The organism is Pseudoalteromonas sp. AOP7-A1-14 (assembly GCF_052376275.1).
In the GTDB taxonomy this organism is placed as follows: Bacteria; Pseudomonadota; Gammaproteobacteria; order Enterobacterales; family Alteromonadaceae; genus Pseudoalteromonas.
In genome coordinates this window covers 1-12,711 of sequence record NZ_JBQSVO010000107.1, presented here as the reverse complement: position 1 = coordinate 12,711, position 12,711 = coordinate 1, and the positions used below count along the sequence as shown (strand labels likewise).

Below are 12,711 nucleotides of genomic sequence, written 5' to 3'. Positions count from 1 at the left end.
AAAACTTAGTATCAAATCGATTAAATCAATTTAAAGTAATATGAATATTTCAAAACAATAACAAAGATGATAATTATTATCAATTACAATTTAACCACCTTATTGTTCATATAATAAAATTATCCAAAGTAAGCTAGTTAAAAAATATAAAAATTGAAAACTACTTTAATATATTTAAAAAGAAAGTATTACAGCTAGGTGTAATTCAAAAGAGATGCTGAGAAGGTATATTAAAAGCTAAAATAATAATGCAGTATTGATATTGCAAGAATTGAAGAAAATGGCGCTCTCGGCAGGAATCGAACCTGCAACTTAGCTTCCGGAGGGCTAATACGTAGTCTATAATTTAAGTGTTATTATCCTATAGTCTTGGAACTTCGTTAACTCGGGCTAAATAGAGCTAACTTAAGTTAACCCTATTTAATTGTCCCTGTGTCCCATTATTGTCCCTAGGTTTTAAGAAGTCAATTATCACTTTAATGTAATAATATTTACTCTCTAGGTAAGTTAAGTAGTTAATTAGACATACCACATTTATCTGGTGTGACAATAACGGCATTCTGGCTATAATTCTTTATCATTAAGAATTAAAAACACGAATCTTTAAAAAATACAGGGTTTGCTAAGTTATAAGCCTGATGGAACAGGTGTTTCATACTAGCTTCTCCTTCAATCAATATCGATTGCTCTTTTACTATTTCATCAGTTTTAGGAGGTTCAAAGTTCCAGAGTTTTTCATTAATTAGAAAACTCTTATTTAAAAAAGTTAAGTATCTCTCTTGATAACAAACCTTTGATAAATAATGAATTTTATCAAAATATTTGGCTTTAATAAAAGCAAAGCTAATTACTATTGGAAAGATAGTTTTCAAATCAAAGTATTTCGGGTTTAAAAGATTTTCGGCCTCAATATCATTCACTTCCACTTTATTTGTAATTACTACACTTATAAATTTACTCCATTCATTTAGCGGGAACAGAAATTCGATTATATCTTCTAAAGTATTAAGTAATTTAATTGTCCCACCAAAAATATTAAGCCTAACCCGAGAAGATAAAATTTCTTCGAATCTAGCCAGCTCTTTATCATTAGATAAAAGCTCTTCTTTAGACTTTAAAACCTTCAGAAGCTCTTTTGCTATAATATTTGAAGAACTAACTAAACTTTGCGCTTCAAGTACTGTAAATAAACCGCTAGGACCATTCTGATGAGCTAATTGACTGCCTGGTACAGCTTGTTCAACAAGTTTGATCGTATTTTCTTGTACTACCCTTGTACCATAACGATATTGATTACCATTATTTGTAAATTCTGAATCTAAGTTTAAATAAGGTGATAACACCTTTAATTCATTTCCCATTTTTACACTAGAATAAATAGAAGTAAGAGCTGCGTTTTTATTTTGCCTGACCAACCTCTCTTTTCTCTTGCTATCTGTACACTCTTTTAATTCATTTTTAATCAAACAATCGCGAATAAACCAATACCAGTACTGTGTTCTTATACTACCTAATATTTTGTACATACCACATCCCACGAAAAAAGTTTGGGCAAAATCACCCTAAATTATGCCTCAGTTATTTTTTATCATCTCTGAAAGAATACCCACATCGCAACATCAACTAAATATGAAATAAATGACATGGATAAATTACTCACAGCTGATGAATTAGCAATTTTTCTTCGCACAAGTAGAGCACAAATTTACAACACAATAAACAAAGGTGGGGATGGAATCGATATTCCACAAAGTATTCGAATTGGAAGAAGAAGGTTGTGGCCTAGATGTGCAATTGATCAATGGGTTGAACACAAGCTTTCTGAAATGAAAGATAAAACTCCAAAAGTAATCATCACCGCAAAAAAAACTATTAATCGAATTTGATAAGAGGATATTTATTATGAAACGTTTTGTTAGCGGTACTTTCAAAAAGCTAATATCTTGCAAAGAACTTATTTTGTGGACAAAAATCGTAAATTTAAGAAAAAAAATTAAGAGCCCACTGGCACTCTCTTTCGGTAGTCTAGGATGGAAAAACGGGACTGAATGGTTAATCGAGGGTTATGTTCCGAGCCGTTCCGTAGGCTTTATTTTTGGTGACTCGCAAGATTTAAAATCTTTTTTAGTAGCGCAGTGGGCTTTTAATCTTGCTACGGGAAAACCTTTTGGCGATCTTCGCGTAAATAAAGGGCCTGTTGTCATTATATGCGCAGAAGGCTCAAACAGTTTTCCAAAAAGAATAAAAGCTATTGAAGATAAACATAATACAAATGTTGAAGATAAAATAGTTACAGTTAATCGCCCTATTGCAATGTTAATTCAGCAAGAGGTAGAAATGCTACACGACTTACTTGATGAATTAAAAAATACTTTCGATGAAAGTCCAAAGCTACTAGTAATAGATACATTTTCACAATGTAGTGCTGGTATTGATGAAAACAACGCAGGGGATATCGCCAGGTATATAAACACTTGCAAAGAAATCTCTGAACAACACAATATAACAGTGCTGAATATTCATCACAAAAATAAAGAAGGCAAATATAGGGGCAGTACCGCTCTTTACGGAAACGTTGATTTCATAATAGAAACGAAAAGAGAAAAACGAAATTCATCTGACACGGAAGAAAAAATTTCAACAAAGCTAAGCTTAACTAAATCAAAAGACTCATCAACAGATGTGTCTCATATGCTCGACTTTAGTGAAAAATCTTTAGGTATAGAGGATAACTTTGGAAATACACTCACAACTTTAGTACTTGATGAAGTAACAAGTGTTCAAAAAACAGCGAAAAACTCGAACAATTGCGCAAAAGATTTTATTGTTTCTTTCTTAAAGGATTCAGATAAAGAGTATGTAGAACAATCAGATTTAAATGATGCATTCAAATCTAAAATGCCAAAATTAAACATCAGTACTATAAAGAAAAATATCTCTTTCTCATGCAGAGAATTAATAAACGAAGGTAAAATATTAGAGCAGAAATCTGGGCGAAATAAAGCATACTCACTAATAACTTAATGAGTGAGTATGCTTTATTACTACACCAAAGATAAACTCAAAAAGACGAAACTTATAATGACTAAATTCTACATTGAAAATGCACGTATCGAAACTATCACTGATTTTGACGTAGTAACATTCGATCTTGTAACTGATAAAGGTACTGTCGAGTTGTCAGAGAACATCAACTACGATAACGATGGTGATTTTGAATCTATAGAAACAACGGATAGTAATATTTGTATTAATATGGAGAGTGAACTTTGTTCTGTATTCGATATGAGCGATAAACCTTCACTTATGCCGTCTATTGATTATGTTCCGTTTCATGAAGTAATCGAAGCTGTCGAAAAATCATTACAATTAGATTGAATCTGACTTAGCACAGGAAATGCCTGTGCTATTGAAAAAACAACTAATACATTTCATTTTTAGATTCACGTTATATATACGACTGAAAATAAACTTCCCTATTCGTATTCAGATTATTACTTACTCTTACCCTTGCTTAAGCAAGGGTAAGAGTAAGTAATAATTTATATACCTATTTTTATAAATTTAACTATCGTGCATACAAATACTTCTGAAAACCTATAAACGTATCGCGTATCGCAGCTGGTGATCCAAACTCAATAGCGGCGTCATTAATGGTGTTGTATTTAAGCTCTACTAAGCTACGCATTTTTTTAGGAGCCAGTTCTTGCACGCCGTCTTCAATGTATTTACTTAATATAAAGTTTATAAACTCTTGTTGTTTATAATCGCTAAAAGCAGAGTTTATTTTAGGTTTTGCTTGTTGAGCTCGCTCAGTGCGTGTTTGTGCCTCTGAGGCATACGCTACGTAGGATAAAACATCGTATACATCGCTGTCTTGAGCGTCGATTACGGCCTTCATGCTATCGAGCTTTTCACTGTCGTAGCCCGCTTCAGTTAAATCTTCTAATAACTTTTCGCGAGTGGTTGGGTCGCTCCAGATTTCGCGTAGTTGGTCTTCGTTTTCAAAAAAGCGTGGTAAGTCGTCAAACATACGTTCAACAAACTCTTTAGCTGTAATGGGCTTCCCTTCAGCGCTCCAGTACATTGCTGAGGAAATATGCTTAATTTGTCGTGTACGGCCGTCTGAGAGCTTTATTTCGAGCTTTTCACACACACATGGTCTTTCGCCACATTTTTCACAGCCTTCAGGCTCTGGCTTTTCACAAACACATGGCTTTTGTTCACACACCTTGCACGGTTTCTTTTCACCGGCACCATCGCCACCAGTGTCTTCACATTGGCATGGAGTTGTGCCGCACTCAGGGCATACTTCGCTAGGTATAGGCTCTCCATCCCAAGCTGGGTCAGCAAAGTTATGATGGGCTTTTACAAAATCGTAAATGGTAAAGTAGTCTTTGCCATCGTATGTACGAGTACCTCGGCCTATGATCTGTTTAAACTCAATCATGTTGTTACAAGGGCGCATAAGCACAATATTGCGAACATTACGTGCATCTACACCAGTAGAGAGTTTGCGTGATGTAGTTAGAATTGTCGGAATGGTTTTTTCGTTATCACAAAAGGTTTTTAAATCGTTTTCACCCGCAACACCATCGTTAGCGGTAACACGAACACAATAGTTAGTGTTGGTGGTCCAGCCTTTTTTTACTGCGTACTGATTAATAAAATCGCGCACCATACCGGCATGAACTTGTGTTGAACAAAACACGATAGTTTTTTCTTTAGGATTAAAGCGATCCATCCAATACTGTACACGGCGCTCTTCGCGCTGAGGTATGGTAATAATGCGGTTAAAGTCACCTTCTTTATACAGTTTACCTGGCTCAGGATCGCCTTTTACAACAACACCATCCCCCTCTATGTACTTGTACTCATCCATAGTGCCAACAATCGGTAACACTTTAAATGGCGTTAAAAAGCCATCGTTAATGCCTTCTTTAAGGGTATAACTGTAAACGGGTTCGCCAAAGTAGCCATAAGTATCGGCATTATCGGTGCGTTTGGGTGTTGCGGTTAAACCCAGTTGCACAGCAGGGGCAAAGTAATTAAGAATATCACGCCATGCACTTTCATCGTTCGCACCACCACGGTGACACTCATCAATAATAATTAAATCAAAAAAGTCAGCTGGGTATTGCTCGTAATACGGGTTTTCTGCCTTTTTGATTGGTGTATTTTCATCCTCTTCTGTTGTGGCTTTATTTAGTTCGGTTTTAGGCCCACACATAAGGGTATGAAAAATTGTAAAAAATACGCTAGCATTTTTCGGCACGCCGCCTCGTTTACGAATATCTTCAGGGGTGATGCGCACAATGGCGTCTTCACCAAATGAGCCAAAATCGTTAAACGCTTGATTGGCTAAAATATTACGGTCGGCCAAAAACAAAATACGTGGGCGCTTTTTCGCAAGGCTAATGTCTTTTTGCGCGGTTAGGCTCCAACGGGTTTGAAATAACTTCCATGCGGTTTGAAAACCAATACAGGTTTTACCCGTACCGGTAGCCAGTGTTAGCAGGATGCGATTTTTGCCTTGAGCAATAGCTTCTAGGGCATTATGAATGGCATTTTCTTGATAATAACGCGGTGCCCAATCGCCTTTGGCCTCAAAGGGAATGGTAGAAAATGCATCACGCCAAGCGGTTGTATAATCCGCTTCTGGTGTATCGCCTTTTTGCTCAAAGGTTAAATCCCAAAGCGCTTGCGGAGACAGGTATTCATCTACCAGCTTCTCAATGCCTGTGAGCATATCAATTTGGTAAATCTCATGGCCGTTGGTGGCATAAGCAATACGGCATTGCAGGCGTTGCGCGTAGTCTTTGGCTTGGCGCACACCTTCGCTGTAAGTCAGGCTTTCTTTTTTGGCTTCGACTGCTGCAAGCTTGCGGCCTTTGTATACCAGCACATAATCACACGGCACTTTATTAGCGCGTTTACCACCGGCCATAATTTGGCCAGGGCAAATCAGTTCACGGCGAATAAAGCTGTTATCAACTTCACCCCAACCGGCAGCGACTAACTTAGGATCTATTAAATCCGCTCTGGTGTCGGCTTCGTTACGCGTCCTTGCTTGTGACATTAGGCCACCGCTCCTTTGTTTGTTTCACCCTCAAGCGTTCTCGTTAATTCACCTGAAAAGGCTTTATGTAAGATAGACTTTTTGAGTTCTTCAATGTTATTTAATTTCTTGCTATAGACTTTTTCCAAGTCAGAAACTAAAAGATTTATTTTATTTAGATCTCTCACTAACTCCATTTGCTTATTTATCGATGGATATGAAACTTCTCTCGCATTCATCGAAGTCATTGAGACATGAATCATAGTTGAACCAGTCCCTTGTTCTGATTTTATTCGTTCAGCATCCCAATGGAACCAATAATATAAGAAATCTCGACATATTAGAGTTTTTTGTACCTCGACTTTCCATATGTGGTAATGATAAATAGTTTTTCCACCATCCCATATTCTAGGTCCGAATGAAGCAGACCATGCATAAAGAAGATCTCCTTTATTACAATATTTATCATCATTAAGTTCTAAATCAGAGTAATACCAAGATCTATTTGAAAAAAAGTTTCCTACTCTTAGTAGAGGGTACTTCCCCTCTGTGAGCATTTCAGGTTTTTTATAAGCTCTACCATTAATCAACTTACAAACTTTATTTAATTTTGAGGTCTGCCACCCCTCACCACGCTGGCTAAACACTTGCTGCAAATAGCTTTCAAGCAGTTCGCGAGCGTTTTTGAGGTTTTGCTCGGTCTTGACGCGGGCTTGTTCAATGTCGGCAAAGGCTTGATCGAGAATGGTGACGATGCGCTTTTGTTCTAGGATTGAGCCAGGATATGAAACAATAAACTCATTTTCTAATTTTGTTCTTGCTAATTCGGTTTGGCCGCTTGCTCCTTCACCTGCCGCTGTAATTTCATCTTCGATTTTTATCAGCATATAGCCGAAAAAATCATTATGGAATAAATTTGGCTTGGGTCTAACTATTGTTACATGTGTATCAACAGTTGTTGGTTCCTGTGGAGCAGTTCTTATCTGCGCTACTCGCCCTAAGGTACCTGTACCCGTTGAGTTTACAAGGACATCACCAATTTTTATGTACCGTTCTTCATTCACTTTCTTTGTCACTAGGTCATGACGCCGAGCTAAGCCATAATTAACTTCATGATCACGAATACACTTTTGGTTGATTACGCAAATGCCACCAGCCTCTAAGTACTTAGGAGCAACACCCCGCTTTATCAGTTCGCAAACATCACCAAGTTTTGATGTATACCAGTCCATCACAACAACTCCTGAATTTTACCCAGAATTGCTTCGCTTTCTTCATCCAGCGCAATAATTTCTTCAATAATGGTTTGCGGTTCGCGCAGTGGGGCTTCTTTTGCTTGATTCGGATTTTTTACCGATAAATCCCATGTTGTTTCGTCAATATCAGTTATTTCTAATGACCAAGACTTAGCACTGTCTTCAAAGCCTTTTTGTAACTCGATAAATTCTTTTAAGTCTTTGTCGTTTAGCGGGTTGGTTTTACCCAAGCTGCGGCCAGGTTCAAGCTGATAGAACCACGTTTTTTGTGTCGGTTCCCCTTTAGTAAAAAATAATACGACGGTTTTTACCCCAGCACCTAAAAAGGTTTTGGCAGGGCAATCGAGTACAGTATGTAAGTTACAGTTTTCTAATAGCTCTTTACGCAAAGCAATGGCGGCGTTATCGGTATTCGATAAGAAAGTGTTTTTAATCACTATAGCGGCACGGCCACCCGGCTTGAGCATTTTGATAAAGTGCTGCAAAAACAAGAAGGCAGTTTCACCGGTTTTAATCGGGAAGTTTTGCTGAACTTCTTTACGCTCTTTACCACCAAATGGTGGGTTAGCTAATACAATGTCGTGCTGGTTGCTTGGGGTAATGTCTTGTAGGTTTTCTCCCAGCGTGTTGGTGTGAATAACGTTAGGCGCTTCAATGCCATGCAAAATCATGTTCATAATGGCAATAACGTAAGCTAACGACTTTTTCTCTTTAGCATAAAAGGTTTTTTCTTGCAGGGTTTTTAAATCGCTGGTTGAAAGCTGCTTGTTGCTTGCACCACCTTGGCGGAGGTAGTCGTAGGCTTCACATAAGAAACCCGCCGAGCCTGCGGCACCGTCGTATATGGTTTCGCCAATTTGCGGCTGTAATACATCGATCATGGCGCGAATCAATGGGCGTGGTGTGTAGTATTCGCCCCCGTTACGGCCAGCGTTACCCATGTTTTTGATTTTTACTTCGTACAAGTGAGAAAGCTCGTGCTTTTCTTCTTGTGAACGAAAACGTAATTCGTCTACTTTTTCGAGCGCATCACGCAGTGAATAGCCACTTTGAATTTTGTTTTTAATTTCACTAAATATCTCACCAATTTTGTATTCAATGGTGTCAGGGCTTTTAGCACGTAGCTTAAAACCTTTAAGGTAAGGGAATAGCTCGCCATCAACGAAATCCATTAAGTCGCTACCAGTTAAGGCGTTGTCGTGATCAAACTCACCATTAGCGGTTTTAGGCGCAGCCCACGAACTCCAGCGGTACTTCTCTTCAATAATGTATTGGTAGTCTTCTGCCATTAACTCGGCTTCCTGAGACTTTGTAAACTCTAAATCATCAAGGTATTTTAAAAATAGCATCCACGACGATTGCTCGGTGTAGTCTAATTCGCTAGAGCAGCCTGCGTCTTTATGAAAAATGTCGTCGATGTTTTTAAAGGTTTGTTCAAACATTATTGTTTTATCCCTGCATAAGCTATAGAGCCTATTTAAATGTTTATATAATTATTTTATCCACTTACTATTAGATGCGTTAAAAGCTTTAAGTGGTATTTAGTATTCTCATCCATGCTTGAGCAACATAACCGATGGTTTTATTTTGCCCATCAACATTATCCAGTACATTACTGTATTTTAAGCGGTTAAGCCAAAAATAAAATTGCTATTAAAGCACTAAATACATTTGTTACATCACAGTCAGTAATTGCAGCTTTGAGCGTTGTACTGATTATATTGAAAGTAAAGGAGGAATAACACCTTGATTAGCATAAGGGTAGCAAAGCATTAAATATCTATAAAAGAGGTTGTTGCTTTAATAATCTAAATTAGGTGTAATGAGCTAATAAAATGCAGGGAGATAATAAAATTAAGATTTGGTCAACAACTCCACCATAAAATATACGAGCTAAACGTTAGTATATATCTCTCAGCCAAATTGACGGTATCATGACAATCTTATAATGCTGAATTTTTCAAGGCTAATTATGTGCAATAACTCGACGAATTTGACAGATATTAACGATGATTTTTATGCTAAGTTGGATAGTATATTTGGGAATATTAATGACTGGTTGAAGTTTGCAGAACAGAAAAATGCGGCATTACTTTTATTGAATGGCGGTATAATCTGGGGAGTTACAAGAGTGCTGGATAAAATGACAGTAACTAGTATGTCCTCTTGCTTTATTTTTTTTGCATACGTACTGACTGTTGCCTCTGCATTAATCTGCCTTACTTCATTTCTGCCTGTTCTTAATCAGAAGTGGTTCAAGCCAAAAGAAAAATCGCCTTCTGATAACTGCCTGTATTTCGCTCATGCTGCTAAATATGGGGCGAATGACTATTTAAAACTTCTTGCTAAAAAGTTAAATTACGAAAACAGTAAAACAGAATTCACTGAGTTTGAGGTTGATTTGGCTAAACAAATAGTTACTAATTCAGAGATCGCCTTGGATAAATATAATAAATTCAAACTAGCAACTTACTGTACCATTTTTGCTGTTGTAGTTTTCTTGCTTTCTATTGGTATTATAAAATTTATGGAGTAAATAATGATAGGGAAAGATCAGTTACCTGAAAAGTTCAGGGACATAATTAATCGACAAGTAGATAAATTTAAAGTTCGTGTTTTCACAGATGAAGTTGATGAGATCCCGAATGTGGATGATATACCAGGTGAAAGCTCAGCTAAATGGTTAAAAATTAAAGACGTTGTATGTGTTTATGTTGATATGAAAAACTCTACAAAACTGAGCGCTTCGCATCATGCTGGAACAACAGCTCGCTCTTATACTCTTTTTACTGGTACGGCTATAAGACTATTTAAAGAGTTTGGTGCATCATATATAGACATTAGAGGTGATGGCGTTTTTGCTTTATTTAACTCGAATAAAGTGCATGCTGCTTTTGCATCTGCTGTTACTTTTAAAACCTTTATTCAGTCAGAATTTACTACTAGAGTAACGAATAAAACACGTGTTGATACTGGTGTTCATATAGGTATTCACCAAGCTACATTGATAGTAAGTAAAATTGGCTTACGAAAAAGTGCCTCCAGAGGAGATATGCATAATGAAGTTTGGGCAGGTAAAGCTGTGAACATGGCATCTAAATTAGCAAGTTTATCTGATAATGACGAAATTTATGTTTCGGATAAGTATTATTCAAATTTGAGTTCGCATAAAGCTCTCTACTCATGCGACTGTAATGAGCCTGTTTTATTATGGAACGAAGTTGATCTTACACATGATGATAAATTTTCATTTAATACAGCAAGAGTATTGGAAAGTGTTTGGTGCAAACAGCATGGAGCAGAATACTTAAACGATATTCTAGCTGCAGATTAGCTAAAACTTGATATTAATATAATTGATAGTACAAAAGACATTTTTATTACTCCTTAGAGTATTTGCAAATTCAATACTATCTAATTATTTATAAGAGAAAATCCATTGAGCTTAAAAGAAAAAATAGAAAACAAAGTAACTGAAATTATTGATAACGATTTTGAAGTTACAGACATTACTGATGTTCCTAATGTCGACGATAGTAGACTTACTTTTGGGAATACAGGGTTAAGATTTGAGGCTACTGTTCTATATATAGATATGCGAGAGTCTACTAAATTATTGAATAACCATAATAGGAAAACCACTGCAAAACTTCATATGGCGTATTTTCATACTATTGTTTCAATAGCAAATAGCTTAGGTGGTAGTGTTCGTAGCTTTAATGGCGATGGGATGCTTGTATTTTTTCAAGGGACTACTAAGCAATCACTTTCAACAGCAGTTATGTCTGCAATGAAAATGGTTTACATGCTAAACAATGATGACTCCAAAGTAAAAAAGAAACTAGAGAAATACAGTGCCTTAAATTTTGGTATTGGCTTAGATTACGGCAAAATATTATGCACTAAAGCTGGTAAGCATGGCAGTAATAATCGTGATCTTGTATGGTTAGGAAATGCAGTAAATAAGTCAGTTAAAGTTGGTGATAAACTTTCAGAACCATACCACATAGGCATTTCGAGCCATGTTTACTTTAATTTAAATGATGACGTAAAGATTCATAAATATACGGATGAATTTGGATATAAACACGAAAACAACATGTGGTTTAAAAGCCAGCATACCTATAATGGAATTGTAGAAGATTATTACTACACGAGTTATTACTGGACGGTCGATTGAATTATCACTAATTTCAATATGAAAAACTTTTCATTAAGAAAATGTGAGCTAGTACATGTAAGCACATGATGCTATCTTTTGAAACTCTGTGGTTTATACGAGCTTGCTACTTTCCTAGAAATAAAACTTAGTGTTCTTTTACAGCGCTTTTTAATTGCCAACTCAAGTTCATCGGCCATATTAGTAAGATTGCTAATTTTACTTTCTAACCAACTCTTTTTGGTTTCTTGTATCTGAATTTCATTTGAGAGCTGATCTGACTTATGTTTTTGTAAGGTTAACTGGCTTTCAAGCTCTTGATTACGACTATTAAGTACTGCGACTGTTTGCGTCATTTCATTAAGCTTTTCTTTTACAAACTTCTCTTTTTGTAGATGTTCACGGCCAGTAACATTTTTTGACTCACCTCGTTCAAAACCCAAGGGTTTAAATGTATTAGCAACAATATCTTGCATCTTTTCAAAGTTTGGATTGAGCTGATGAGTTCTTGATTTTGAATTTTTCCCTTTGGACATAAGATGGCGTAAAGGGGCTACTTTATTCTTAAAGTCGTAGTTAAAAAAGGACACGTGAGCATGAATATTACGAACAAAGCGCCCTTCTTCATACCGCCCTTCATCTAAATGTAAATCAATCCCTATTGGCTCAAAGCCGAACTCCTTTTTTATTTGCACAGCATATTTGCGTAAGTAATTAACTACAAGCTGCTTGGCTTTAGTTTCACCGTATTTTTTTTCCATTCTTACATACTGCTCTTCACTTAAAATAACAATATGTTCAAACAGCAAATTAAAATCCTTCCGTGTTTTTTTACCCGTAATCTCTTTATAGCGAGCACATGCCTGTTCCAGAGCCTGAGAACCGTTCTTACAACCTTTTACATATAAGCCTACATTGTTCATACTCAACTCGGGGTTGACGTTAGCTGAGCGCGTAAACCCATTCCTATTAGCGTTAGAGTGATCTAATATGCTGTATGCCTTATCAACTTTATAATATTTAGTTCTAACAGCCGCAAAAGCTTTAATATTTCTCATCAGAAGCCTCCCTTCTTTCAAATGAAGTACATCGTTCACGCGTTTCAGATTGAATTGCGACATCTGCTAAGCAATTAATAAATTTATTATTAGAATAATTTTGATCCCCAATAAAATTACCATTTTGGCACAAGAAACATGTTGATAATATCATTAGAGAATGACAAATATCCTGTAACT

At 36.4% G+C, this 12,711-nt stretch carries 12 protein-coding genes; 6 read left to right on the top strand and 6 right to left on the bottom strand.

The window, feature by feature from the left end; translation table 11 throughout:
• Positions 1 to 587: 587 nt before the first annotated feature.
• Positions 588 to 1,526, bottom strand: a complete 939-nt coding sequence (locus ACT3RM_RS14420; RefSeq protein ID WP_444511399.1) for a hypothetical protein — start codon at positions 1,524 to 1,526, stop codon at positions 588 to 590.
• 117 nt (positions 1,527 to 1,643) lie between these two features.
• On the opposite strand from ACT3RM_RS14420, the gene ACT3RM_RS14415 reads away from it, so the two are divergent.
• From ACT3RM_RS14415 to ACT3RM_RS14405, 3 genes are read left to right on the top strand one after another with little or no spacing between them, the layout of a single operon-like run.
• Complete coding sequence (locus ACT3RM_RS14415) at positions 1,644 to 1,886, top strand: helix-turn-helix transcriptional regulator (RefSeq protein WP_192531625.1); 243 nt, start codon at positions 1,644 to 1,646, stop codon at positions 1,884 to 1,886.
• A gap of 16 nt (positions 1,887 to 1,902) precedes the next feature.
• Positions 1,903 to 3,024, top strand: a complete 1,122-nt coding sequence (locus ACT3RM_RS14410; protein WP_192531624.1) for an AAA family ATPase — start codon at positions 1,903 to 1,905, stop codon at positions 3,022 to 3,024.
• Positions 3,025 to 3,081: 57 nt separating this feature from the next.
• Positions 3,082 to 3,378: an AcrF10 family anti-CRISPR protein gene (locus tag ACT3RM_RS14405; RefSeq protein ID WP_192531623.1), complete on the top strand. Its 297-nt coding sequence runs from the start codon at positions 3,082 to 3,084 to the stop codon at positions 3,376 to 3,378.
• 190 nt (positions 3,379 to 3,568) lie between these two features.
• On the opposite strand, the gene hsdR is transcribed toward ACT3RM_RS14405, so the two are convergent.
• The 3 genes from hsdR to ACT3RM_RS14390 are packed head-to-tail and all read right to left on the bottom strand — an operon-like array spanning position 3,569 to position 8,756.
• Positions 3,569 to 6,079: an EcoAI/FtnUII family type I restriction enzme subunit R gene (gene hsdR, locus ACT3RM_RS14400; RefSeq protein ID WP_192531622.1), complete on the bottom strand. Its 2,511-nt coding sequence runs from the start codon at positions 6,077 to 6,079 to the stop codon at positions 3,569 to 3,571.
• Entirely contained in the window at positions 6,079 to 7,290 is a 1,212-nt protein-coding gene (locus ACT3RM_RS14395) for a restriction endonuclease subunit S (protein WP_192531621.1), read from the bottom strand. The genes hsdR and ACT3RM_RS14395 overlap by 1 nt, the downstream gene beginning before the upstream one ends.
• Positions 7,290 to 8,756: a class I SAM-dependent DNA methyltransferase gene (locus ACT3RM_RS14390; RefSeq protein WP_192531620.1), complete on the bottom strand. Its 1,467-nt coding sequence runs from the start codon at positions 8,754 to 8,756 to the stop codon at positions 7,290 to 7,292. The genes ACT3RM_RS14395 and ACT3RM_RS14390 overlap by 1 nt, the downstream gene beginning before the upstream one ends.
• A gap of 551 nt (positions 8,757 to 9,307) precedes the next feature.
• On the opposite strand from ACT3RM_RS14390, the gene ACT3RM_RS14385 reads away from it, so the two are divergent.
• From ACT3RM_RS14385 to ACT3RM_RS14375, 3 genes are all read left to right on the top strand, one after another.
• Positions 9,308 to 9,850: a Pycsar system effector family protein gene (locus tag ACT3RM_RS14385; protein ID WP_192531619.1), complete on the top strand. Its 543-nt coding sequence runs from the start codon at positions 9,308 to 9,310 to the stop codon at positions 9,848 to 9,850.
• Between the two features lie 3 nt (positions 9,851 to 9,853).
• Positions 9,854 to 10,648 (top strand): adenylate/guanylate cyclase domain-containing protein, encoded by a 795-nt coding sequence (locus tag ACT3RM_RS14380; RefSeq protein WP_192531618.1) that lies wholly within the window; start codon positions 9,854 to 9,856, stop codon positions 10,646 to 10,648.
• Positions 10,649 to 10,753: 105 nt separating this feature from the next.
• Positions 10,754 to 11,494 (top strand): adenylate/guanylate cyclase domain-containing protein, encoded by a 741-nt coding sequence (locus tag ACT3RM_RS14375; protein ID WP_444511398.1) that lies wholly within the window; start codon positions 10,754 to 10,756, stop codon positions 11,492 to 11,494.
• 71 nt (positions 11,495 to 11,565) lie between these two features.
• Here the strand turns inward: ACT3RM_RS14375 and ACT3RM_RS14370 are convergent, their stop codons facing one another.
• Together ACT3RM_RS14370 and ACT3RM_RS14365 are read right to left on the bottom strand one after the other, a co-directional pair.
• Positions 11,566 to 12,570 (bottom strand): hypothetical protein, encoded by a 1,005-nt coding sequence (locus tag ACT3RM_RS14370; protein ID WP_444511397.1) that lies wholly within the window; start codon positions 12,568 to 12,570, stop codon positions 11,566 to 11,568.
• Positions 12,518 to 12,711: hypothetical protein (locus tag ACT3RM_RS14365; protein WP_444511396.1), on the bottom strand; the 194-nt coding region annotated here is incomplete at its 5' end. The genes ACT3RM_RS14370 and ACT3RM_RS14365, both read right to left, overlap by 53 nt.